This window comes from Nonomuraea sp. AD125B (assembly GCF_041402765.1).
GTDB classification, from domain to species: Bacteria; Actinomycetota; Actinomycetes; order Streptosporangiales; family Streptosporangiaceae; genus Nonomuraea; species Nonomuraea bangladeshensis.
On record NZ_JBGLOU010000013.1, the window covers coordinates 94,535 to 118,316 of the forward strand.

At 72.5% G+C, this 23,782-nt stretch carries 20 protein-coding genes; 6 read left to right on the forward strand and 14 right to left on the reverse strand.

Going from position 1 to position 23,782, the window contains the following annotated elements:
• The first annotated feature begins 33 nt into the window (after positions 1–33).
• Complete coding sequence (locus tag ACBR40_RS31265) at positions 34–954, forward strand: peptidoglycan DD-metalloendopeptidase family protein (protein ID WP_344204739.1); 921 nt, start codon at positions 34–36, stop codon at positions 952–954.
• Here the strand turns inward: ACBR40_RS31265 and ACBR40_RS31270 are convergent.
• Complete coding sequence (locus ACBR40_RS31270; RefSeq protein WP_371251076.1) at positions 932–2,089, reverse strand: NAD(P)/FAD-dependent oxidoreductase; 1,158 nt, start codon at positions 2,087–2,089, stop codon at positions 932–934. The genes ACBR40_RS31265 and ACBR40_RS31270 overlap by 23 nt on opposite strands.
• A gap of 45 nt (positions 2,090–2,134) precedes the next feature.
• Positions 2,135–3,355 (reverse strand): deoxyguanosinetriphosphate triphosphohydrolase, encoded by a 1,221-nt coding sequence (locus tag ACBR40_RS31275; RefSeq protein ID WP_371251077.1) that lies wholly within the window; start codon positions 3,353–3,355, stop codon positions 2,135–2,137.
• Positions 3,356–3,435: 80 nt separating this feature from the next.
• Here ACBR40_RS31275 and ACBR40_RS31280 point away from each other — a divergent pair, with 80 nt between their 5' ends.
• Entirely contained in the window at positions 3,436–4,992 is a 1,557-nt protein-coding gene (locus ACBR40_RS31280; protein ID WP_371251078.1) for a M48 family metallopeptidase, read from the forward strand.
• 43 nt (positions 4,993–5,035) lie between these two features.
• Here ACBR40_RS31280 and ppdK read toward each other — a convergent pair whose 3' ends face one another.
• From ppdK to ACBR40_RS31295, 3 genes are all read right to left on the reverse strand, one after another.
• Positions 5,036–7,672, reverse strand: a complete 2,637-nt coding sequence (gene ppdK, locus ACBR40_RS31285) for a pyruvate, phosphate dikinase (RefSeq protein WP_344204743.1) — start codon at positions 7,670–7,672, stop codon at positions 5,036–5,038.
• Positions 7,673–9,168: 1,496 nt separating this feature from the next.
• The gene (locus ACBR40_RS31290; protein ID WP_344204745.1) at positions 9,169–10,554 is read right to left on the reverse strand and encodes a glycine--tRNA ligase; all 1,386 of its coding nucleotides are present in this window, start codon (positions 10,552–10,554) and stop codon (positions 9,169–9,171) included.
• Between the two features lie 94 nt (positions 10,555–10,648).
• The gene (locus ACBR40_RS31295) at positions 10,649–10,927 is read right to left on the reverse strand and encodes an antibiotic biosynthesis monooxygenase family protein (RefSeq protein WP_344204747.1); all 279 of its coding nucleotides are present in this window, start codon (positions 10,925–10,927) and stop codon (positions 10,649–10,651) included.
• A 54-nt stretch (positions 10,928–10,981) separates the two neighbouring features.
• Between ACBR40_RS31295 and ACBR40_RS31300 the strand changes: the two genes are divergently transcribed.
• Positions 10,982–11,332: a DUF6703 family protein gene (locus tag ACBR40_RS31300; protein WP_371251079.1), complete on the forward strand. Its 351-nt coding sequence runs from the start codon at positions 10,982–10,984 to the stop codon at positions 11,330–11,332.
• Here the strand turns inward: ACBR40_RS31300 and ACBR40_RS31305 are convergent.
• Genes ACBR40_RS31305 through sucC form a run of 6 tightly spaced genes read right to left on the reverse strand, consistent with a single transcriptional unit; the run spans position 11,329 to position 18,229 of the window.
• A complete protein-coding gene (locus ACBR40_RS31305) occupies positions 11,329–12,864 on the reverse strand; it encodes an aldehyde dehydrogenase family protein (protein WP_371251080.1) in 1,536 nt (511 codons plus the stop codon). The genes ACBR40_RS31300 and ACBR40_RS31305 overlap by 4 nt on opposite strands.
• A gap of 13 nt (positions 12,865–12,877) precedes the next feature.
• Positions 12,878–14,599, reverse strand: coding sequence for a glyoxylate carboligase (gene gcl / locus ACBR40_RS31310; protein WP_364451354.1), 1,722 nt, complete (start codon positions 14,597–14,599; stop codon positions 12,878–12,880).
• Complete coding sequence (locus tag ACBR40_RS31315; RefSeq protein ID WP_371251081.1) at positions 14,596–15,456, reverse strand: 2-hydroxy-3-oxopropionate reductase; 861 nt, start codon at positions 15,454–15,456, stop codon at positions 14,596–14,598. The genes gcl and ACBR40_RS31315 overlap by 4 nt, the downstream gene beginning before the upstream one ends.
• Positions 15,453–16,217, reverse strand: a complete 765-nt coding sequence (locus ACBR40_RS31320; protein ID WP_371251082.1) for a hydroxypyruvate isomerase family protein — start codon at positions 16,215–16,217, stop codon at positions 15,453–15,455. The genes ACBR40_RS31315 and ACBR40_RS31320 overlap by 4 nt, the downstream gene beginning before the upstream one ends.
• Positions 16,214–17,095, reverse strand: a complete 882-nt coding sequence (gene sucD / locus ACBR40_RS31325; protein WP_344204757.1) for a succinate--CoA ligase subunit alpha — start codon at positions 17,093–17,095, stop codon at positions 16,214–16,216. The genes ACBR40_RS31320 and sucD overlap by 4 nt, the downstream gene beginning before the upstream one ends.
• A 3-nt stretch (positions 17,096–17,098) precedes the next feature.
• Positions 17,099–18,229, reverse strand: a complete 1,131-nt coding sequence (gene sucC, locus ACBR40_RS31330) for an ADP-forming succinate--CoA ligase subunit beta (RefSeq protein WP_371251083.1) — start codon at positions 18,227–18,229, stop codon at positions 17,099–17,101.
• Positions 18,230–18,318: 89 nt separating this feature from the next.
• On the opposite strand from sucC, the gene ACBR40_RS31335 reads away from it, so the two are divergent.
• The 3 genes from ACBR40_RS31335 (at position 18,319) to ACBR40_RS31345 (ending at position 20,720) form a co-directional block, all read left to right on the forward strand.
• Complete coding sequence (locus tag ACBR40_RS31335; RefSeq protein WP_371251084.1) at positions 18,319–19,563, forward strand: MFS transporter; 1,245 nt, start codon at positions 18,319–18,321, stop codon at positions 19,561–19,563.
• Positions 19,564–19,703: 140 nt separating this feature from the next.
• Positions 19,704–20,438, forward strand: coding sequence for a GntR family transcriptional regulator (locus ACBR40_RS31340; protein WP_371251210.1), 735 nt, complete (start codon positions 19,704–19,706; stop codon positions 20,436–20,438).
• Between the two features lie 90 nt (positions 20,439–20,528).
• A complete protein-coding gene (locus tag ACBR40_RS31345; protein ID WP_344204760.1) occupies positions 20,529–20,720 on the forward strand; it encodes a hypothetical protein in 192 nt (63 codons plus the stop codon).
• Positions 20,721–20,762: 42 nt separating this feature from the next.
• Here ACBR40_RS31345 and ACBR40_RS31350 read toward each other — a convergent pair whose 3' ends face one another.
• The 3 genes from ACBR40_RS31350 to ACBR40_RS31360 are packed head-to-tail and all read right to left on the reverse strand — an operon-like array spanning position 20,763 to position 23,748.
• Positions 20,763–21,770, reverse strand: a complete 1,008-nt coding sequence (locus ACBR40_RS31350) for a TerC family protein (RefSeq protein WP_364451337.1) — start codon at positions 21,768–21,770, stop codon at positions 20,763–20,765.
• Positions 21,767–22,258, reverse strand: a complete 492-nt coding sequence (locus ACBR40_RS31355) for a hypothetical protein (protein WP_344204763.1) — start codon at positions 22,256–22,258, stop codon at positions 21,767–21,769. The genes ACBR40_RS31350 and ACBR40_RS31355 overlap by 4 nt, the downstream gene beginning before the upstream one ends.
• Positions 22,258–23,748, reverse strand: coding sequence for an Nramp family divalent metal transporter (locus ACBR40_RS31360; protein WP_245774958.1), 1,491 nt, complete (start codon positions 23,746–23,748; stop codon positions 22,258–22,260). The genes ACBR40_RS31355 and ACBR40_RS31360 overlap by 1 nt, the downstream gene beginning before the upstream one ends.
• Positions 23,749–23,782 lie beyond the last annotated feature (34 nt).

A 23,782-nucleotide genomic window follows, 5' to 3' on the forward strand; every position in this document is an offset into this window, starting at 1 on the left:
GGGGGTCCCCGGTCGGCTACAAAGGTAAAGTTCGTGGAAGCGGTGACACGGGTGGAGATCATGCGATCGGGGCATCTCGGACGATGGGCGGCCGTCGCGGGCGCCGTGCTGCTGACGGGCGCCTGCTCGCAGGCGACCGGGCTGGCGGGCGTGAGCGCCAAGTCGCCCACCACGGCCCCGTCCGCGGGCACGCCGGCGGCCACCGCGACCGTCCCCGGCCCCACGCCGTCGGCGCAGCACCAGGCCGCCGCCGAGCAGCCGCCGCAGGGCGACGACCCGGTCAGGGTGCCGCCTCCCAAGCTGTCGAAGTACGCCTACACCTTCCCCGTCAAGGGCTGCAAGACGAGCTACCAGCGTAAGCTGCTGGTGCTGCCCAAGACGACGATCTGGGCCAAGCAGGGCTGCGAGTTCGTGGCGCCGGTGGACGGCGTCGTGGACGAGGTCAACGTCCAGAACGGGTGGACGCCGGCCAGGGACGACGGCTGGACGCGGGAGGGCAGGTTCGTCACGGTCATCGGCGACGACGGCGTGCGCTACCTCGGCGGCCACCTCGACTCGGTGGACGCCGGCGTCAAGCCGGGCCTGCGGGTGAAGGCCGGCCAGGTGCTGGGGAAGGTGGGCCGCTCGGGCAACGCCCGCGACACCGGCGCCAACCTCTACTTCGCGATCTCGTGGAAGACCGGCCCCGCCTACTGGTGGGTGCGCCGAGGCATGGTCGAGCCGTGGGACTACCTCGACGCCTGGGCCAAGGGCAACCGCACCCTGTCGCCGCGCGAGGAGACGCTGAAGCTGCGCGCCAAGCTGGGCGAGACGCCGCCCTGCACGGTCCAGTGCGCCGGGCGGGCGCAGCCGCCGACGCCCAGCAAGACGCCCCGGCCCACCCCGCGCAAGACCGCCGAGAAGAAGGACGAGATCCCGGACAAGGAGACGCTCAACCCGACGACAATTCCTTAGGGTCGACGACCGTTCCGGAGCGGATGAGCTCCTGGATGCCGTCCGCGACGTCCCAGACGTTGACGTTCATGCCGGCGACCACCCGGCCGTCGCGCAGCCAGTACGCGACGAACTCCAGTCCGTCCACGTCGCCCCGCCAGACGACCTCGTCGTAGCCGTCGATGTGGCCGGAGAACTCCATGCCGAGGTCGTACTGGTCGGTGTAGAAGTACGGGACCAGGTCGTGCACGACCTCCTGGTCGAGCATGGAGCGGGCGGCCGCGGGGCCGCCGTGCAGGGCGTTGGCCCAGTGCTCGACGCGCAGGTGGCGGCCGTACAGCGGGTGGAAGGACTCGGCGACGTCGCCGGCGGCGTACACGTGGGGGTGCGAGGTGCGCAGGGCGGCGTCGGTGCGGACGCCCTGGCCGACCTCCAGGCCCGCCTCGCGGGCCAGCTCGACCTCGGGCGTGGCGCCGATGCCCACGACGACGAGGTCGGCGGTGAGCCGCTCGCCCGAGCTGAGCCGCACGCCGGTCGCGGTGACCTCGGCGGCGGAGATGCCGAAGCGCAGGTCGACGCCGTTGCGGGCGTGCAGGCGGGCGAACACGCCGCCCACCTCGGGGCCGAGCACCCGGTGGAGCGCGGTGGGCTCGGGCTCGACGACGGTGACCTCGCAGCCGGCCGCGCGGGCCGCCGCGGCCGTCTCCAGGCCGATCCAGGAGGCGCCGATGACGACGACGCGCTCGGCCCGCGCCAGGCCCTCCCTGATGGCCTCGCTGTCGGCCAGGGTGCGGAGGTAGGCGGCCGGGCCGGGCAGGCGGCGCGGGGTGGCCCCGGTGGCGATCAGGAGCTTGTCGTACGGCTGGCGCGAGCCGTTGCCGAGCCGGACCACATGGTGCTCGGGCTCGATGCGGGTGACCCGCGTGCCGAGACGGAGATCCACGGCGTTGTCGGCGTACCACTCGGGGGCGTGGACGAAGACGGCCTCACGCTCGCTCCTGCCCAGGAGATGGTCCTTGGACAGGGGCGGTCGCTCGTAGGGCCGTTCGCTCTCCGCGGCGAACAGCACGATCTCACCGTCGAAGCCCTCTTCCCGCAACGTCTGCGCGGCCTTGGCCCCGGCAAGCCCGCCGCCGACGATCACATATGTGGCCATGGGCGCAGTATCCGCCCCGGGCGGGATTCGGGGAAGCGGATCGGGTCACCGGGTGAGCCGCCGGTGCCAGGCGACCGCCGAGGTGTCGGTGAGCGAGGCGATCTGGTCGATGACGACCCGGACGCGGGCGGCGTCGTCGGCCGCTTCCAGGAACGCCGGCCGGAAGACGGGCTCCAGCGTGCCGGGCGCGCCGAGCGTGATCAGGGAGGCGAGCTCGGTGATGAGGTCGCGCTGGCGGGCCTGGTTGGCGTTGTGGTCCTCGGTGGTCATGACGTAGTGGGCGGTGACGCCCTTGAGCAGCGCGCACTCCAGCCGGGTGGCGTGCGGGACGACCAGGTCGGCCCGGTGGCGGGCGCTGCGCATCTCCTTGGTGGCGGCCTGGGCGGAGCGGCAGAACCGGCCGATGAGACCGCTCGTGAGCGCCTTCAGCCCGGCCAGCTCGGGCAGGGTGCCGGTGAAGCGGCGCGGCCAGAGCGGGTCGGCGACGAGCTTGCCGAAGACCTCCTCCAGCTCGTTGAGGTCCGCGCCAGGGGTGTACCAGGTGCGGGTGGTCTCGCAGACGAGCCTCCGCTCGGCGGGCGAGTGCAGGGCCTCGGGGACGACGTGGCCCGAGTGCAGGGCGTCCTCCAGGTCGTGCACCGAGTACGCCACGTCGTCGGCCCAGTCCATGATCTGCGCCTCGAAGCTGACCCGGCCCTCGGGGGCGCCCTCCCTGATCCACTTGAAGACCGGCAGGTCGTCGTCGTACACGCCGAACTTGGCGCCCTTGTCGCAGGTCCACGGGTACTTGACGGAGGCGTCGAGCGCGGCCCTGGTGAGGTTGAGCCCGGCGCTGCGGCCGTCCTCGGTGAGGACCTTGGCCTCCAGCCGGGTGAGCAGGCGCAGGCTCTGGGCGTTGCCCTCGAAGCCGCCGCAGGTGGCGGCCAGCCGGTTGAGCGCCACCTCGCCGTTGTGCCCGAACGGCGGATGGCCGAGGTCGTGGGCCAGGCAGGCGGTCTCCACCAGGTCGGGGTCGACGCCGAGGGTGGCGCCCATCTCGCGGCCGACCTGGGCGCACTCCAGCGAGTGCGTCAGCCGGGTGCGGGGGATGTGCTGGCCGCCGCCGAGCGCCTCGCCGGGGCCGACCACCTGGGTCTTGGCGGCGAGCCTGCGCAGGGCGGCGCTGTGCAGGACGCGGGCGCGGTCGCGTTCGAACGCGGAGCGTTCAGGATTGCCGGGAGGTTCCGGAACCCAACGCTCCTGGTCGTGCTCATCGTAGTGCGGCATTGGTTCGACGATTTTATCCAGTTTCATGTCTCCGCTAGTGTCAAGCCTCGCGAGAACCCCTTCCCCGGGAGTCCTTCCCCATGACCACAGCGTTCCGAGCGGTGCTGGCCTTCACCTTGCTCGCCGGCTTCTACCTCCTGGTCGGCCTCGTCCTGGCGGCCGCGGTGTTCTTCGACGTCCTGCTCATCGTCGACTTCGGCGCCAACACGCTCAAACTGGCGGTGGTGCTCACCCTGGCCGCGGGCGCGCTCGTACGGGCCCTGGTCATGGTGAGCCGCCGCAAGGACGGCGAGCAGCCGGGCGTGGCCGTGGGCCGCGAGCACGAGCCGGTGCTCTGGCAGCTGGTCGAGGACCTGGCCCGGCGGGTGCGCACCGCCCCGCCGGACGAGATCAGGCTGGTCGCGGAGGTCAACGCGGCGGTGTCGGAGGACACCCGCTGGCTGGGGCTGCGGGCGACGCGGCGGCGCATGTTCATCGGACTGCCGCTGCTCCAGCAGCTCACCGTGGACGAGATGCGCGCGGTGCTCGGGCACGAGCTCGGCCACTACAGCGGCGCCCACACCCGGCTCGGCGCGCCGGTCTACCGGGGCCGGGTCGCGCTCATCGCGACCGTGCAGGGGCTGGGCGGACACCCGTTCATCCAGAAGCTGTTCACCTGGTACGCCAAGCTCTACCTCCGGATCTCCCAGGCCGTCTCGCGCCGGCAGGAGCTGGAGGCCGACCGGCTCGCGGTGGCGATCGGCGGCCGGCAGGCCATGGCGGGGGCGCTGACCAAGGTGCACGCGACGGCGCTGGGCTGGGACATCTACGTCAACGGCTACCTGTCGCTGGCCGGCGCCGGCGGCGGGCGGCCGACCGCCGTGTTCGGCGGCTTCCAGCGGATGATGGGCGACCCGGAGCGGCAGGCCCAGATCGCGAAGCTGGGGGCCGAGCCCGAGGAGGTCTCGCCGTACGACTCGCACCCCGCCCTGGCCGAGCGGCTGGCCGCCATCGAGCGCCTGCCCGAGCCCGAGCACGTCCCCGACCCGCGCCCGGCCCTGGCCCTGCTCATGGACGCCAACGTGGCCGCGCAGGCGGTCGAGAACTCCATGTGGACGCCCGAGGCGCTGTCCGCGCTCCGCCCGGTGGGGTGGGAGGAGCTGGTGGCCCAGGGCATGTACGCGGGCCGCAACGCCGAGGCGCTGCACGACCTCGCGGTGGCCGGGCAGCGGGTGATGGGGTCGCCGCAGCCGTACCTGGACGCGGCCTTCGAGGCCATCGCGCGGGGCCGGCAGGCCGAGCTGGAGGCGCGGCTGCTGGAGCTGGGCTGGAACCCGTCGGAGACGCTGCTGGCCGGGGTGCTGGGGCAGGCGCTGGAGGCGGTGCTGATCCAGCTCGGCCAGGCCCGGTGGACGCTGTCGTGGTCGGGGCCCGCCCGGCTGCTCTACGACGACGGCGAGGAGGTGGCGCTGTCGGAGTACGCGGCCCAGGTCGCGGCTAACCCGGAGGCGGTGGCGGGGCTGCGGCGGTGGCTCGGCGACCACGGCATGCGGCATGACTACGTCCCGGTCGAGCAGTCCTCCGCCGCCCCTCAGCCGCCCGCCGTCCAGCAGTCGCCCGCCGCGCCGCAGCCGCCCGCTCTCACCCCACAGGGCTGACCGGCCCGGCGAAGGGGACCGTGCGGCCCCCTCCGCCGCCGGCTCAGCGGGTGTCGGAGTCGGTCTCGCTCAGCGCCGCCCGGCCCGCCTCCAGCCGCGCCACCGGGATGCGGAACGGCGAGCAGGAGACGTAGTCCAGCCCTGCCTCGTGGCAGAAGTGCACCGAGTCGGGGTCGCCGCCGTGCTCGCCGCAGATGCCGAGGTGCAGGTCGGGACGGGTGGCCCGGCCCTCCTGGACGGCGAGCTCGACCAGCCGCCCGACGCCCTCCCTGTCCAGGGTCTCGAACGGCGACACGCCGAAGATGCCGAGCTCCAGGTAGCGGGAGAAGAACGCGGCCTCGACGTCGTCCCGGGAGAAGCCCCAGGTCATCTGGGTGAGGTCGTTGGTGCCGAAGGAGAAGAACTCGGCCGCCTCGGCGATCTGGCCGGCGGTCAGCGCCGCCCTCGGGGTCTCGATCATGGTGCCGACGAGCGCCTCGACGCCGACCTCCGCGAGGATCCTGACCGCCTCCTCGCGTACGGACTCCAGCTCCTGCACGGTCGCCACCAGCGGGATCATGATCTCCGGGCGCGCGCCGGGCACCTCCTTGGCGGCCTGGGCGATGGCCCGCACCTGCATCGCGAACAGCCCCGGGATCACCAGCCCGAGCCGGACGCCGCGCAGGCCCAGCATCGGGTTCTGCTCGTCCAGGCGCTTGACGGCGGCGAGCAGCGCGCGGTCCTTGTCGGTGGGGTTCTCCGAGGTCGCGATCTTGACCGACAGCTCGGTGATGTCGGGCAGGAACTCGTGCAGGGGCGGGTCGATCAGGCGGATCGTGACCGGCGCGCCCTCCATCGCCTGGAAGATGCCCACGAAGTCGGACTTCTGCAGCGGCTCCAGGGCGTCCAGCGCCGCCTGGCGCTGCTCGTCGGTCGAGGCCAGCACCAGGTCCTCCACGAGCTGCCGGCGCTCCCCGAGGAACATGTGCTCGGTGCGGCACAGGCCGATGCCCTGCGCGCCGAAGCGGCGGGCGCGGGCGGCGTCCTCGGGGGTGTCGGCGTTGGCCCGCACGCCGAGCCGGCGGCTCGCGTCGGCGTGGCGCATGATCCGGTCCACCGCCTTGACCAGCTCGTCGGCGGGCTCGGCGCCCTCGAAGTACTCGACCACGGCCGAGGCCACGACCGGCACCTCGCCGAGGAACACCTCGCCGGTGGTGCCGTCGATGGAGATCACCTCGCCCTCGGCGACGACGATGCCGCCGGGCGCGGTGAACCTGCGTTCGGCCGTCGAGACCTCCAGCTCCTCGGCGCCGCACACGCACGTCTTGCCCATGCCGCGGGCGACCACGGCGGCGTGGGAGGTCTTGCCGCCGCGGCTGGTGAGGATGCCCCTGGCCGCGATCATGCCGGCCAGGTCGTCGGGGTTGGTCTCGCGGCGTACGAGGATGACGTCCTCGCCCTGCCCGGCCAGCTCGACGGCCCGCTCCGAGGAGAAGACGGCCTTGCCGACGGCCGCGCCCGGGGAGGCGTTCATGCCCTTGGCGATCCGCTTCTTCTCGGCGCCGTGGTCGAAGCGCGGGAACATGAGCTTGGCGAGCTGGTCGCCGGTGACGCGGGTGACCGCCTCGTCGAGGGTGATGAGGCCCTGGTCGACGAGCTGGGTGGCGATGCAGAACGCGGCCGCGGCCGTGCGCTTGCCGACCCGGGTCTGCAACATCCACAGCTTGCCGCGCTCGATGGTGAACTCGATGTCGCAGAGGTCCTTGTAGTGCGTCTCCAGGACCTCCATGATGCGGACGAGCTCGTCGTAGGAGGTCTTGTCGAGGCGTTCGAGCTCTTCGAGGGGGATCGTGTTGCGGATGCCCGCGACGACGTCCTCGCCCTGGGCGTTCTGGAGGTAGTCGCCGTAGATGCCCTGGCGGCCGGTGCCGGGGTCGCGGGTGAAGGCGACGCCGGTGCCGGAGTCGTCGCCGTAGTTGCCGAAGACCATCGCCATGACGTTGACGGCGGTGCCGAGGTCGGCGGGGATGCGCTCCTGGCGGCGGTAGAGGATGGCGCGCGGGGCGTTCCAGGAGTCGAAGACGGCGTTGATGGCGAGGCGCATCTGCTCGCGGGGGTCGGTGGGGAAGTCCTTGCCGGTCTGCTCGCGGACGATGCCCTTGTACGTCTCCACGAGCCGCTGCAGCTCGCCCGCGTCGAGGTCGGTGTCCTGGCGGCGGCCCTTGACGGCGTCGAGCGCGTCCTCGAACAGGTCGCCGTCGATGCCGAGGACGGTCTTGCCGAACATCTGGATGAGGCGGCGGTAGGAGTCCCAGGCGAAGCGCTCGTTGCCGCCGGCCTGCTTGGCGAGGCCGTGCACGGACTCGTCGTTGAGCCCGATGTTGAGCACGGTCTCCATCATCCCCGGCATGGAGAACTTGGCGCCGGAGCGCACGCTGACGAGGAGGGGGTCGTCGGCCTGGCCGAGCTTCCTGCCCATGCGCTCTTCGAGCGCCTTGAGGTGCTCGGCGACCTCCCGGTCGAGACCGTCGTGGACGGCGCCCTCCGCCAGGTAGTGGCGGCACGCCTCCGTGGTGATCGTGAATCCGGGGGGAACGGGCAGCCCGAGATTGGTCATCTCAGCCAGGTTCGCGCCTTTACCGCCGAGAAGATCCTTGAGATTCCTGTTGCCCTCGGTGAAGTCGTAAACGTACTTGGCCACCACAGCTCCAATCCAACACGCGTCTGATCCGGACTCTACCGGCGAAATTGATGGTGAAACTGCACTCCTTCCTCAAGTCACTGTTTATGCAGGTAAACGGCTTATGAGAGGTCTAATCCAATTATAAGGCTGGTTTGCCGAAAATTGGTTTATACCAATTGGTATAAACCAATTCTTGCGCCGGAAAGAGGGGGCGGACGCGGAATCGGATCACCCCGTGGGAGCGACGGTGTTCGTGCCGGGTCTTCGTCACCGGCGCTTTCGCGGGGCGCGCGCGAGACGGGCCGGGTGCTCGGCGTCCCGCTGTCCGCGGGCGCGGGCGATCCGCCGCGGCCTACGTCAGGCAGCGGGAAAGGACAGGAACTGCTGCTGCCGGTGCCGCTGAACCTGGACGTGCCTGCCGGCGTCTGGTTCGGGGTGCCTTCCCTGACATGGGATGTTCAGGCTTTTCGTCACGCCCTGCCGGCGGCGGCACCACACGCGCCGGTCCTCGCCTGACGACAGAGGCATACCGAGTGCCCGAAGAAGCACGGCGCGTACACGCCGCGCGAGGCCGCCCGGCAGGGGCCACTGGGAACATGGGCAAGCGGGGCCGCTGGGCCGGGCCGCCGCGCAAGGTCCCCAGGCGAAGGCGCCGCACAACGCCGCCAGGCGGACGCGCCAGGCGAAGACGCCGCACATGCCGGCCTTCGCCTGGCGGCAGAGGCATGCCAAGCACCCTGAAGCGCAGAGTGCGTCACGCTGCTCGCCGGGACAGCGTGGGAGCACGGCGCGTACTCGCTGCGCGGGGTCGCCGGGCGGGTGCGTCGCGAAGGCCCGCGCGGGCGCTGCGCGGGCAGGCGCACCGCGGGGGCCGCCAGCAGCGGCCCTCCGTCTCCGACGACCGGCGGGTGGCAGCACTGGCAGGCACGGGCGGGCTCGGCACGGACGGACACGGCACAGGCAGGCACGGCACAGGCAGGCACGGCACAGGCAGGCACGGCACAGGCAGGCACGGCACAGGCAGGCACGGCACAGGCAGGCACGGCACAGGCAGGCGCACCGCGGGCCCATGCGGGGGCGCAGTGAGAGGGCGCAGTGCGAGGGCGCAGTGCGAGGGCGCAGCCCGGGGCCGCCCTTCTGGTGCTGCGGGTGCTGGACGGCGCACTGGGGTCCGTCGGGGAGGGCATGCTCCCGATCGGCCTGTCTGGCCGGCCGACGGCGGCTGCCTGCCCGCAACGCTGCCGGCCGGGTCGGGACGGCTGTGTCCGGACGGTACGAGGCGCGGCTATGTCCGGACGGGCGTGTCGGCGGACGGCGCGCGGCGCGGCCGACCGTTTCAGCGGTCGGCACGTGGCGGCTGCAGGGCTGCAGGGGACGCCGGCTCGCTGCGCTGCGGCCCGTCGCAATGCCGGACGTGTCGGCGAAGGGCTGTCAGGTGGTTGTCGTGCCGCCGGTGGCGGGCTTCCTCCTCGCCCGGGCGCCATGTCGCGGGCGAGGAGGAAACGGAGGCGGGGTCAGTCGTTGAGGTGCTGGCGCAGGTAGGACTCGACGCCGTCGATCGCGATGCGCTCCTGCGTCATGCTGTCGCGCTCGCGAATCGTCACCGCGTGGTCCTCAAGGGTGTCGAAGTCGACGGTGATGCAGAACGGCGTGCCGATCTCGTCCTGGCGGCGGTAGCGGCGGCCGATCGCGCCGGCGTCGTCGAACTCGACGTTCCACCGGCGGCGGAGCTGCGCGGCCAGGTCGCGGGCCTTCGGCGACAGGTCGGCGTTGCGCGAGAGCGGCAGCACCGCGGCCTTGACCGGCGCGAGCCGGTGGTCGAGCCGCATGACCGTGCGCTTCTCCAGCTGGCCCTTGGCGTTGGGAGCCTCGTCCTCGCTGTAGGCGTCGAGCAGGAACGTCAGCGTGGCCCGGTCGACGCCCGCCGCCGGCTCGATGACGAAGGGGACGTAGCGCTCCCCGGTGTCCTGCTCGAAGAAGCTGAGGTCGACGCCCGACGCCTTGGAGTGGGCGGTGAGGTCGAAGTCGGTGCGGTTGGCGATGCCCTCCAGCTCACCCCACTCCGAGCCGGTGAAGTTGAAGCGGTATTCGATGTCGACGGTGCGCTTGGAGTAGTGGGACAGCTTGTCCTTGGGGTGCTCGTACAGGCGCAGGTTGTCCTTGTTGATGCCCAGGTCGGAGTACCAGCGGTAGCGCTCGTCGATCCAGTACTGGTGCCACTCCTCGTCAGTGCCCGGCTTGACGAAGAACTCCATCTCCATCTGCTCGAACTCGCGGGTGCGGAAGATGAAGTTGCCCGGCGTGATCTCGTTGCGGAACGACTTGCCGATCTGGCCGATGCCGAACGGGATCTTCCTGCGCGCGGACTGCTGCACGTTGAGGTAGTTGATGAAGATGCCCTGGGCCGTCTCGGGCCGCAGCCAGGCGAGGCCGGACTCGTCCTCGACCGGGCCGAGGAAGGTCTTGAGCAGGCCGCTGAACTGGCGGGGCTCGGTGAAGGTGCCCTTGTTGCCGCAGTTGGGGCAGGTGATGCCGGCCAGGCCGCCCTCGGGCTCGGCGCCGTGCTTCTCCTCGTACGCCTCGACCAGGTGGTCGGCGCGGAAGCGCTTGTGGCAGGACATGCACTCGGTGAGCGGGTCGGTGAAGGTCTCGACGTGGCCGCTGGCCCGCCACACCTCGGGGGCCAGGACGACCGAGGAGTCGAGGCCCACGACGTCCTCGCGGGCCTGGACCATCGACAGCCACCACTGCCGCTTGACGTTGTTCTTCAGCTCGACACCCAGCGGACCGTAGTCCCACGACGCGCGAAGTCCGCCGTAGATCTCGCTCGACGGGTAGACGAGCCCGCGGCGCTTGGCGAGGCTGACGATGGTGTCCATGACGTCGGTGCGTCGTGCCATTTTGGTTGGTTCTCTTTCCGGCTGGAGGTCGGCGAGTGTGAAAGTGTGAGCTCCCAGCTTAGGGGACGGGCGGAGGTCCCGGGCGCGAGTGGCTCTACGTCCCGTCCTGCGTGTGGACGTCCTCGTACGCGCTGGGTTCGTTGACCATGAGGATCATCAGCGGATACATCACCATGCGGGCGGCGGACAGCGCCCGGCGGTAGAACCCGGCGCCCTCCCACTCCGAGACCAGGGCCCACAGGTTGGGCTCGTCGACCGAGCGGGCCACTCGCCCGCGCAGGAAGCCCGGCTGGCCGGCGAACGTGTCGAGGATGGTCTGCCCTTGCTTGGCGAAGTCTTGGGACTGGGACTCTGGGACGGTGTATCGGATCACGGCGAGCACCTGAACAGCCTAGAGGCGCATCGGCCACTCCCGTAGGCTCTGGGCGTGGCCTCTCACGACAAGCGCCCGCTCCCGCAGGGCGAGCGGTTCTTCACCGAAGGCGCGAGCGGGCTGCGCAAGGCCGTGGAGCGGCGGAGCGCGGTGCCGATGGCGTACCTCTTCACGCAGGTGCCCCGCTGGGTGCCGCCCGTGGTGCTGGTGGTGCTGCTGCTGACCGCGCTCGCGGTGGCGAACCCGCTCGGCGGGGTGGCGGCGCTGGCGGTGCTCGCGTTCATCGGCTGGCTGGCGTTCCTGTCCTGGCCGTCGCTGGGGCCGGGCGCGAAGGTGCTGCGGGTCGCCATGGTGCTGTTCGTGGCGGCGGTGGCGGCGACCCGCTTCGGCCTGATCCCCGGTTAGGCCGGGGGCAGCAGCGTGTAGTGCGGGAAGTTGCCCGGCAGGCGTTCGCCGTCCGGGCCCTCGGTCACGGCCTTGACCAGCAGTTCGCCGCCGACGAACGCGCCGCGCCAGGACGCGCCGAGCCCGCCGAACAGCTCCTCGCGGTCGCCGCGCGCGCGCGGCCGGTTGTGCCCGACCTTGAAGGCCCGCACCTCGGGGGCGAGGCGGCGGAAGGTCTCCTCCTCGTCGCAGGAGAGGGTGGCGACGAGCGCGCCGTTGCTGGCGTTCATGGCGGCCAGCAACTCGGCCTCGGTGTCCACCAGGACGATCGTGTCGACCGGGCCGAACGGCTCGGCGTGGTGGAGCGGCGAGGAGCGGGGCGGGTCGAGCAGCGCGGTCGGGGCGAGATAGGCCGAGGTGTCCTGGCCCGGCAGGAAGTGCCCGGAGGCGGGCGAGGCCCGGTGCAGCGGCACGGCGCCACGCGCCACCGCCTCGTCCACCTGGTCGGCGAGCTCCTTGGCTTTGGAGGCGTTGATGAGCGGGCCGAAGTCCAGCTCGGGCAGCGGGTCGTCCGGGCGGGCGACGGCGAGGGGGTGGCCGAAGCGCAGCGCGTCCACCGCTCCGAGGTAGGCCCGCAGGAAGTCGTGGAACAGCGCGCGCTGCACGACGAAGCGCGGGTAGGCGGTGCAGCGCTGCTTGCCGTAGTCGAAGGAGGCGCGGATCTGGCGGGTGAGGGCGTCCCAGTCGCCGTAGCGCCAGACGCCCCAGCAGTTGAGCCCCTCCTGCTCCAGCACGTGCCGCCGGCCGAGGTCGGCGAGTGAGGTGGCGACCTTCGCCCCGGCGTCCCTGCCGCCGACGAACGACACGCAGCCGAGTGCCCGCCCGCCGGCCAGCACCGGCGACAGCTCCGCCCCTCCCCCGCTGACGAGGGTGAACGGCAGCCCTTCGCGTACGGCGAGCGCGCAGGCCAGGGTGAGGCAGCTCAGCCCGCCGTCGGTGGGGGTTTTGGCGATGACCGCGTTGCCGGCCAGCGCCTGCACGAGCATGGCGTGCATGAGCACGCTCATCGGGTAGTTCCAGCTCGCGATGTTGCTGACCGGGCCGGGCAGCGGGGTGCGGCCGGCGGTCATCCGGTCGATCTCGTCGATGTACCAGCGCACGCCGTCCAGGCAGCGGTCCACGTCGGCGCGGGCGGTCCGCCACGGCTTGCCGATCTCCCAGACCAGCAGCAGGGCCAGCAGGTCGCGGTGGGCGGCCATCGACTCGACGGCGGCGGCGACCATGGACTTGCGGGCGGCGAGCGGGACGTGCCGCCAGCGCCGGTGCTCCTCGACCGCCCCGGCCACGGCCCGGCCCGCGCCGGCCCGGTCGAGGCGCGGCGGGCCGGCGATGGCGGTGCCGTCGAGGGGCGAGAAGCCGGGCACGGGGCGGCCGTCGCGGTGCCAGATGCCGCCCCAGTGGTTGAGCACCCGGTCGTCGTGGAAGGCTTCGGGGGCCGCCGTCCGGCAGCGGTCGTACGCGTCGTGCCAGGCCGTGCCCGGTTTGAGCCGCATGTCAGATCCTTCCTCAGTCGGACCAGTCGGCGGAGATGAGCTCGGGCAGCGGCTCGTACTCCTTGATCGCGTCCAGCGCCGGCCCCATGGCGGCGTTGGCCTCGCGCTCGACCATCACCTCCACCAGGACCGGCAGCCGCTCGCGGGCGGACTCGGCGCTCGCCCAGGCCAGCGCGTCACGGAGGTCGCCGGGCAGCTCGACCCGGCGCGCCGGGCAGCCGAACGCCTCCATGGCCTTGACGTGGTCGATGCCGCCCTCGCCGTAGTGCAGGTCCACGGCGTAGTTCATCCCGTACGGGAGCTCGGCCTGCCGGATGAGCCCCAGGTACTCGTTGTTGATCATGATGATGACGAACGGGATCCGGTGCTGCGCGGCCACCGCGACCTCCTCCATGAGGAACTGGAAGGAGTAGTCGCCGACGACGGCCACCACCTGCCGCTCCGGATGCGCGCACTTGACGCCCATCGCGGCCGGCACCTCCCACCCCAGCGGCCCGGCCTGCCCGCACACCAGGTAGCGGCGCGGCAGGTACGTCGCCTGGAACTGCCCGGACCAGATCTGGTAGAGCCCGATCGCGGTGACGAACGTGGTGTCCCGGCCGAAGAAGTCGTTGATCTCGCGGAACACCCGGGGCGGCTTGATCGGCACGTCGTCGAAGTCGTCGCGCCGGTTCAGCGTGCGGCGCAGGCCGGCCACCTTGCGCGCCCACGTGCCCGGCGCGCGGGGGCCGCCGCGGGCGCGGGCCTCGTCGAGGAGCGCGGCGAGCGCCGGCCGGGCGTGCCCGACGATCCCGAGGTCGGGCTCGAAGACCCGGCCGAGCTGGGTCGGCTCGATGTCCACGTGGATGAAGGAGCGGCCGCGCCGGTAGACGTCCAGGTCACCGGTGTGCCGGTCGCCGAAGCGGGCCCCGACCGCGAGCACGAGGTCGCTCTCCAGGAACGCGGCGTTCCCCCAGCGGGTCTGCGTCTGGATGCCGGCCATCCCGGCGAACAGCGGGTGGTCCTCGGGGAAGGCCCCCTTGCCCATGAGCGTCACCTGCACCGGCACCTGGAGGTACTCGGCCAGCGCCCGCAGCTCCTCCGCCGCCTCGCCGATGATGACGCCGCCGCCCGCGAGGATGATCGGCCGCCGGGCGCCCTCCAGCAGGTCCACCGCCCTGCGCACCGGCTTCGGCAGCGGGCGCGGCACCTCGACCGGCAGCGGGGCGTCGAGGTCGCGGTCGTAGCGGCAGGTGCCGCGCTGCACGTCGAGCGGCAGGTCGATGAGCACGGGCCCCGGCCGCCCGGAGCGGGCGATCCTGAACGCCTCGCGGAACACCCACGGCGCCTGGGCGGGCTCCTTGAGCTGCACCGCCCATTTGGTGACCGGCCGGGCGATCTCCACGATGTCGACCGCCTGGAACGCCTCCTGGTGCAGCTTGGCGCTCTCGGCCTGGCCGGTGACGCAGATGATGGGGATCGAGTCGGCGAGCGCGGTGTAGAGGCCGGTGATCATGTTGGTGCCGGCCGGGCCCGAGGTGCCGACGCAGACACCGACGTTGCCGGTGACCCTGGCCCAGCCGTCGGCCGCGTGCGTGCCGCCCTCCTCGTGGCGGACCGTCACGTGCCGGATCGAGCTGCCCCGCAGCGCGGCGTAGAACGGCAGGATGGCCGCCCCGGGGATGCCGAAGACGGTGTCCACCCCCTCCGACTCCAGCACCGCGACCACGGCCTCCATGCACGGGATGCGCTTCACGTGTTCAGCCTTTCGACGACCTTGAGCAGGGCGGAGTGGTCGAGCGAGCCGTGTCCCTGCGCTCTGGCCGCGGCCACGAGCTGGGCGACCTGGCCGGTGAGCGGCAGCGCGACGCCGGCCTCGCGGGCGGCGGCGACGGCGATGCCCATGTCCTTGTGGTGCAGGTCGATGCGGAAGCCCGGGACGAACTCGCGCCTGATCATGGTGTGGCGCTTGAGCTCCAGGATCCGGGAGCCGGCCAGGCCGCCCGCCAGCACGTCCAGCCCGGCGACGGGGTCCACGCCGCTCGCCTCCAGCAGCACGATCGCCTCGGCCACCAGGCCGTAGATGCCGCCGACGACGAGCTGGTTGGCCGCCTTCACGGTCTGCCCGGCCCCGGCGGGGCCCACGTGCACGATCGTCGTGCCGAGCGCCCCGAGGACCGGCCGGGCCGCCTCGTACGCCTCCCGCTCGCCGCCCACCATGATCGACAGGGTGGCGTCGACCGCGCCGCGCTCGCCGCCGCTCACCGGGGCGTCCAGGGCCCGTACGCCGGCGGCGGCGGCCTCGCGCGCCACCTTGCGGGATGTCTCCGGCCTGATCGTGCTCATGTCGAGGTAGAGCAGGCCGGGGCGGCCGTGCCTGACGACGAGCGGCGCGACCTCCTCGACCTGCGGCGAGTCGGGCAGCATGGTGATCACGACGTCCGCGCCCTCGACCGCGCCGGGCACGCCGGCGGCGGCCTCGCCGCCGAGCGCGGCCAGCCGTTCGACGGGCGCGGCGCTCACGTCGTGGCCGCGTACGGTGTGCCCCGCCTTGACGAGGTTGGCGGCCATCGGGCCGCCCATGATCCCCAGACCGATGAAGCCGATGTTCACGCGTGCCTCCAGTCGAACGCGCCCGGCCCCTCGTGCCGGTACTCCAGGCCGACGTGCCCCTCGTAGCCCGCCGCCGCCAGCCGCGCGAGGATCTCCGGGTACGGCATCCCCCCGCTGCCCGGCCGTCCCCTGCCGGGGTCGTCGGCGATCTGCACGTGACCGAAGCGGGCGGCGTGGCGGTCGATGAGCGCGAGCACGTCCTCGCCCATCCGGTGCAGGTGGTAGAGGTCGGCCAGGAACGCGACGTTCTCCCTGTCCACCTCGTCGATCAGCGCGAACGCCGCCTCCGACGACGTGATCGGATAGTGCGGGTTGTCGTGGGCGTTGAGCGCCTCGACGACCACGGTCGCGCCCACGCCGGCCGCCGCGTCCGCCGCCCGGCGCAGGTTGGCCACGGCCAGCTCCCTGTCGGTGCCGGGGCCGTTGCCGTAGAGGGCGTTCAGCACCGGGCAGCCGAGCTCCCCGGCCAGCCGGACGGCCGGCCCGATGCCGGCGAGGAACCGCTGCGCGCCGTCGGGGCGGGCCAGCAGGCCGCGCTCGCCCGCCGCCATGTCGCCGGCGTCGAAGTTCAGCCCGGTGAGGCGGACCCCGGCCGCCTCGATCGCCCGGCGCAGGGCGGCCGTCTCCGCTGCCGCCGGCTCCGGCCCGTCGAACGGCCACCACAGCTCGACGGCGTCGAACCCGTGCTTGGCCGCCGCGGCGGGCCGCTCCAGCAGCGGCAGCTCGGTGAGCAGGATGGACAGGTTGACGGCGAACCTCACCGGGCACCCGCCAGGACCGAGCGCAGGAGGCGGGCCGTCTCGGAGGGGGTCTCTCCGACGCGGACGCCGGCGGCCTCCAGCGCCTCCTTCTTGGCGCGGGCGGTGCCGGACGAGCCGGAGACGATGGCCCCGGCGTGGCCCATCGTCCTGCCCTCGGGGGCGGTGAACCCGGCCACGTACGCCACCACCGGCTTCGTGACGTGCCCGGCGATGTGGGCGGCGGCCCGTTCCTCGGCGTCGCCGCCGATCTCGCCGATCATCACGATCGCGTCGGTGCCCGGGTCGTCCTGGAACGCCCGCAGGCAGTCGATGTGCGTGGTGCCGACGACCGGGTCGCCGCCGATGCCGACGCAGGTGGAGAAGCCGAGGTCGCGCAGCTCGTACATGAGCTGGTAGGTGAGGGTGCCGGACTTGGAGACCAGGCCGATGCGGCCGGCGGTGGTGATGTCGGCGGGGATGATGCCGGCCGACGACTGCCCGGGGCTGATCAGTCCGGGGCAGTTGGGGCCGATGATCCGGGTACGTCCCCGCGCGAGCGCCCGGAAGCGCACGGTGTCGTGCACCGGCACGCCCTCGGTGATCACCACGCACAGCGGCACCCCGGCGGCCACGGCCTCCTCGACGGCCCCGCCGGTGAAGCGCGGCGGCACGAACACCACCGACACGTCCGCGCCGGTCTCCTCCACCGCCTCGGCCACCGAGCCGAACACCGGCACCGTGCGCTCGCCGAAGTCCACCGACCGGCCGCCCTTGCCCGGGGTCACCCCGGCCACGACGTCGGTGCCGGCGGCCAGCATGCGGGCCGTGTGCCGGGTGCCCTCCGCGCCGGTCATGCCCTGCACGAGCACCCGGCTGTCCTTGGTGAGGAAGATTGCCATCTTTCACGCCCCTGCCGCGAGTCCGGCCGCCGTGGCGGCGGCGGCGTCCATGGTGGAGACCTGGCGGACGGCCGGGTGCCTGGCCTCGTCGAGGATGCGCCGGCCCAGCTCGGCGTTGTTGCCGTCGAGCCGTACGACGATGGGCCGGCCGTGGCCTCGCTCGCCCAGGAGTTGCAGTGCGGTGACGATGCCGTTGGCCACGGCGTCGCAGGCGGTGATGCCGCCGAAGACGTTGACCAGCACCGAGCGCACGTCAGGGTCGGCCAGGATGATCTCCAGCCCGTCGGCCATCACCTGCGCGGAGGCGCCGCCGCCGATGTCCAGGAAGTTCGCCGGGGCCGCGCCGGCGCCGGCCACCACGTCCAGCGTGCTCATCACCAGGCCCGCGCCGTTGCCGATCACGCCGACCGTGCCGTCCAGCTTCACGTAGTTGAGCCCCTTGGCGCGGGCGCGGTCCTCCAGGCCGCCGGTCGGCTCCTCGGCCTCGCGCCGGTGCCGGAAGGCGGCGTTGTCGTCCAGGGTGACCTTGCCGTCGAGCGCCACGACGCGCTGGTCGGTGGTGCAGATGAGCGGGTTGACCTCGACCAGCAGCGCGTCCTCTGCCACCAGCACCCGCCACAGCCGTTCCAGCACGTCGGCGGCCTGCTCGGGCAGGCCCGCCTTGGCCGCGAGCAGCCGGGCGGCCTCGGCGTCCACGCCCTCGACCGGGTCCACGGGGAGCCGGACGATCGCGCCGGGGTCGCGCGCCGCCAGCTCCTCGATCTCCACGCCGCCCTGGCCGGACACCATCGCCAGGAAACCGCCCTCGGCGCGGTCCACCAGGAAGGCCGCGTAGTACTCCTCGAACGGCACGGTCGCGGCCTCCACGAGGACGCGGCGGGCGCGGTGCCCCTTGATGTCCATCCCGAGCACGCGGGCGGCCTCGTGCTCGGCCGCGACCGGCCCCGCCGCCGGCCTGATGCCGCCCGCCTTGCCTCGTCCACCGGTCTTGACCTGGGCCTTGATGACGACGGGCGCGTTCAGGTCGGCCGCGATCGCGCGGGCCTCGGCCGGGGTCTCCGCGACCGCGCCACGCGGGACCGGGATGCCGTGCCGCCTGAAGAGCTCCTTCGCCTGGTACTCGTACAGGTCCATGCGAGCCTCCTTTGTGTACGGTATACCGTATGGAATATTCTCCGTCTAGGGCTCGACAGTAGGCTGATCAGCGGGATATTCCATACAGTATGGAGAATGCAATCCGTGACTGGCGGGGCCGTGCCTACCTTCCCGGACCCGTCCCCGCAGACCGCACCCGCATGTTCCGGCTCGCCCTGGCCGCCATGGCGGCGATCAGCCCCCTCCAGTACGGCTTCGCCGCGCTCCTCGCCCGCGAGGGCGCCGGCCTGACCCTGCTCGCCGCCTGGATCGCCGCCCAGGCCGCGGGTGCGCTCCCGGCCCTCCACCTGGTACGGCGTGGCCGCCTCGGCGTCCGGCCCGCGCTGGCCGCCGGGGCCGCGCTGAGCGCCGCCGGGCTCGCCGCCGCCGGGCTCGCCGGGGCGTCCTGGCCGCTCGCGCTCGCCGGGTACGCGCTGCTCGGCGGGCTGGGCGCGGGCCTGGTCTACGGGGTGTGCTGCGAGGTCGTCGCCTCCTGGTACCCGGAGCGGGCCGCCGCCCGGGTCGGGCTGATCACCGGGGCCTTCGGGTACGGCGCCGTGCCGCTGCTGGTGTGGGCCGGGCTCGCCCCGGGCGCGACGCCGGCCGCCTTCGTGACCGCCGCCATCGTGGCCGCCGTCGTCGTCGGGGCGGCGGCGCGGGGGCTGCGCCCGGCCCCGGCGCTGTGGTGGCCGGAGAGCCTGGATCCGCGTACGCACGCGCTCGACGCGGCCCGGCTGCGGGTCACCCCCGACGCCGCCCGCCAGTTCCTCCTGCCGCAGGCGCTGCGCACGCGCGCGCTCCCGGCGCTGGCGCTCATCCTGACCTGCGCCGGGGCGGTGTCGGTGTTCGACGTGATCGTGGTGGCGGCGACCGGGGCGTGGGCGGCCGTGGCGCTGCTGGTCGCGCTCAACGGCGCGGGGCGGGCGCTGGCGATGCGCTGCTCCGAGCGGTTCGGGCGGCGTCGCACCCTGGCCGCCGTCCTCGGCTCGCTCGCCCTCGGCCAGCTCCTCCTCGCCGCCGGCCTGGCAGCAGGGGCCGGGCACGGGGTGCTGCTCTGGCTGGGGGTGGTGGCGGCCGGGCTCGGGGGCGGGGCCTTCTATCCGCTGCTGGCCAGCCTCGTCCGCGAGTTCTTCGGGGTCGAGCGGCACGGCGAGATCCACGCCGTCGTCTACAGCGCCAAGGCCCTGGCGGGGGTCGGCGCGGTCGCGCTGGCCGCCGCCGCGCTGAGCGCGCCCGCGACCGCCCTGCTGGCCGCGGCCGCGCTGGCGGCCCTGCCCGCGCTGGCCGCGCCCCGCCTGCGCCTGCCCGGCCTGCCCGCCACGCTCCCCGCGTGAGTCACAGGGCCCCTGTGCAGGCACTCTGTGACGAGGCTCACGAGCCGCGTTCAAGCGGCGAACGGTATGCTGTAGGCAGTCGACCAAAAACAGCGAAACGCCCGAACCCGTACGATACGCAGTTCCCTGGAGAGGTGACCATGTTGCTGTCGGAGCAGGCCGGTCAGCCGGCGGCCACCAAGATCCAGCGCCCCGCCACGCTGCGGGAGAGCGTCATCGAGGCCATCCAGGAGCTCATCGTCTCCGGCCAGCTCAAGCCCGGCCAGCACCTGGTCGAGAGCGAGCTGGCCGACCTCCTCGGCGTCTCGAGGCAGCCGGTGCGCGAGGCGCTCCAGCAGCTCAGCGGCGAGGGCTGGGTGGACCTGCACCCCGGCCAGGGCGCGTTCGTGCACGTGCCCACCGTGGAGGAGGCCGACCAGCTGCTCGCGGTCCGCGCGCTGCTGGAGACCGAGGCGGCGCGCCTGGCCGCCCAGCACGCCGGCGAGGACGGCGTGAAGCGGCTGCGCGACCTCTGCGCGCGCGGCATCGCGGCCGTGCGGGCCGACGACGTGGACGCCGCCGTGGCCACCAACTCCGAGCTGCACGCCCTGGTGACCGCGCTGTCCGGCAACAAGGTGCTGGCCGAGCTGACCAGCCAGGTGGCCAGGCGGGTGCGGTGGTACCACACGCCGGTGGCCCGCCAGCGCGGCATGGCCTCCTGGGAGGAGCACACGAGCCTGATCGACGCCATCGAGGCCGGCGACGAGCGCCGCGCGGCGAAGGTCATGCGCGAGCACACCGAGCACACCCGCGTGTCCTACATGGAGCAGCGGGAGAAGGAGCCGGTCGAGCCCGCTCCCAAGCCCGTGCGCCGGCGCCGCCGCACGGCCGGCTGAATGCCGTTTGACCTGACGTTCACATCGTGACACCCGCCCGGAAACACCTCCGCCGGAGGATGGGGCGGCACGGATGGGAGGTGCATGACCATGAGAGCGTTCCTCCGCTTTCTCCTCGCGGAACCCGCGGGCTCGCCGTCGGACGGCCGCGCGATCGGCCTCGGGCTGAGCACGGCTCTGCGCAGGCAGGGCTCGGCCGACGACGCCGAGCGCTACCTGCGGCTGTGGGCCACGCCGGGCACGACGTCCGGGCACGACGTCCACGAGAGCCCGCGGCACTGAGCCGCGGCGGAAGCGGCACGCCCCCGCCGCGGCCCGGCGCCGCTACGACTGCCCCGATGACCGGCCCGATGACCGGCCCGAGGACTGGCCCGCCGGCTCCGGCTCGCGAGCTCTCCTGGCGTCGCGGGCCGACTTGACCAGGCTCAGCACCGTCGTCACCGCGAGGGTGCCGACGATGACGCCGAGGGAGACCATGATCGGCACCTCCGGCGCCCAGGACACGCCGTCGTGGTGCAGCGCCTCCATGATGAGCTTCAGCCCGATGAAGGCGAGCACCACCGACAGCCCCTTGCTCAGGTAGACGAGCCGGTCGAGCAGCCCGCCGATGAGGAAGAAGAGCTGCCGCAGCCCCATGAGGGCGAAGGCGTTCGCGGTGAACACCAGGTAGGGCTCCTTGGTGAGCCCGAAGATGGCCGGGATCGAGTCGAGCGCGAACAGCAGGTCGGTGGTCCCGATGGCGACCATCACGATCAGCATCGGGGTCACCAGCCTGCGCCCGTGGTGCACGGTGAGGCGGGCGCCGTGGTAGGTGTCCGTGGTCGGCAGCACCCGCCGCACGGTCCGCAGCGCGAGGTTCTCGGAGAACTCCGCCTCCTCCTCGTGTCCGATGAGCTTCCACGCGGTGTAGACGAGGAAGGCGCCGAACACGTAGAAGAGCCAGTCGAAGCGCTGGACGGCGCCCGCGCCGGCCGCGATGAACGCCCCGCGCATGACCAGCGCCAGCACGATGCCGATGAGCAGCACCTTCTGCCGGTACTCCCGCGGCACCCGGAACCTGCTCATGATCAGCAGGAACACGAAGAGGTTGTCCACGCTGAGCGAGTACTCGGTGATCCATCCCGCGAAGAACTCGCCGCCGTGCGCGGGGCCGGACAGCAGGAGCAGTCCGGCGCCGAAGGCCGCGGCCAGTCCGACGTAGAACGACACCCAGCCGACGCACTCGCGCATCGACGGCTCGTGCGGGTTGCGGGCCACCATCCAGAAGTCGAACGCGAGGACCGCGGCGAAGCCCCCGAGGGTGGCCGCCCAGATCCAGAAGGGCAGGTTCACCGCCTGCTTCCCTTCTTTCCTGCACGCAGCGTCGTGGCGTACCTGACGTAGACGGCGAGCAACTCGGCCGCCAGCGGGTTGACGGCCGCGCGGTGGGACAGCCAGTACGGCATGAACCGCTCGTGCAGCCAGACGAAGCCGATGGCGAAGCCGAGCCCCACCATGGCCTGGTAGGCGAGGAAGGGAAGCACGCCGTCGTGCATGCCCACCCCCGCCACGCTCTCCTGGAGCAGCCGGGACAGCGGGAAGGCCGCCATCCAGTACAGGCCGGCCGGCCCGAAGGTGCCGGGCCGGAGCACGCCGTGGCCGACGAGCACGCCGAACAGCCCGCCGAAGAGGGCGAGCGGCGTGGCCAGCGCCAGGGCCGCCTGCGCGGCCAGTCCGGTGGGCGCCCCCGCGAACAGGGTCAGCCCACCGGCCATGGCGCCGGCGACGGCTCCGATGGACGCCCCTGGCAGGGCGAGCTCGAAACTGTGCCGTCGCTCCATCAGCCCACGACCACGCCGTAGGCGAAGAGGCTGTAGAACAGCATGCCGAGGTAGAACACCGCGCCGAAGCCGATGATCACGTTCGACCACCACCGGGGCCTGATCGGCTTGGGCAGCATGCGGTTGTTGACCAGCAGCAGCGTCACGCAGTACGCCCCCATCGCGAACGTCGACAGGAACGCCAGCGTGTCCAGGATCCCGCTCGGCCCGTCGGCGGGGCCGAAGAGCAGGATCAGGATCCCGAAGAGGATCACTCCCCACAGGAAGATCGCGTACAGCTTGGACATGCCGAGCTTCTTCGCGCCGGGGATGAAGTGGAAGGTCATGTCCGCCTGGCCGCGCGAGAACGAGTCGAACAGGCCGAGCGTCGCGTTCAGGCCGATCAGCGCGATGAACCCGAGGAACACGACCCCGAGAACCGAGCTGCCCGCCGAGGAGACGGCGTTCGACATCGCGGTCAGCGCCACCTCCCGGTCGTCGCCCTGAATGACCTGCCGCACGCCCGGGTCGATCCGCACCGCCGCCTGCGCGATCACCGTGAAGGAGATCGTGACCAGCATGGTGATGCCCCAGAACAACAGCAGCGCGTCGAAGGTGACCCAGCGCCGCCAGCCCTTCCACTTCGCCATCTCGGCCGGGTCGGAGGTGTCGAACATGAACCCGCGGGCGGGCCGCTCCTCCTCCTCGCCGGCGTGCCGCAGCCCGCGGATCTGCGGCTGGTGCGCGCCCATGCCGGCCCCGGAGTCACGCAGGTGCAGCGTGTACCACATCTGCTGCATGCCGGAGGGCCCGGCGAACGCGCACGCCCCGACGATGACCGGGAACCAGGCCGCCGACATCGCCTGCGGCGGCAGGTAGCCGAAGGAGAACATGCCGGTGATCGTGGTGACCACGTCGCTCCAGGAGCCGACCATGGCCGCGACCACGGCCGTGCCGAGCACGAGCGCGCCGATGAGCAGCGACAGCACGTTCTCCAGGAGGTTGTAGATCACCTTGGCGAGGGTGAAGACCACGCCGACGAGGATCAGCCCCGCGATCGCGGTCACCATCCACGGTATGCCGGTGATCTCCTCGAACGCCGCCGCCCCCGCCGACAGGTGCCCCGGCCAGATGTAGACCGCGACGGCGACGACGAAGAAGAACCACATCAGCGGCTTGAACACCCGGGCCGCGCCGGAGAAGATGCTCTCCCCGGTGGCCATGGCGTAGCGCGCCATCTCCAGCATGACCACGGCCTGCAGGGTCACGCCGATCAGGAACAGCCACCTGATCTCCGGCCCGAACAGCAGCACCAGCCGGGGCCACATGTACGACTCGCCCATGCCGACGCCGAGCGCGACCAGGAAGACCGTCGGCCCGAGCAGGTGCACCGAGGGCGGCGCGTCGGGGAGCTTCCTGATGGGCATCGGCTCCAGCCGGCCCGCCTTCCATACTCGTTGATCCTCCACCGGCGGCGTGGCCGTCGCCGGTGGTGTGTTCGATGTGTCCACCTACGGACCTCCTGGGGGGTGTGTTGCCTTCCTC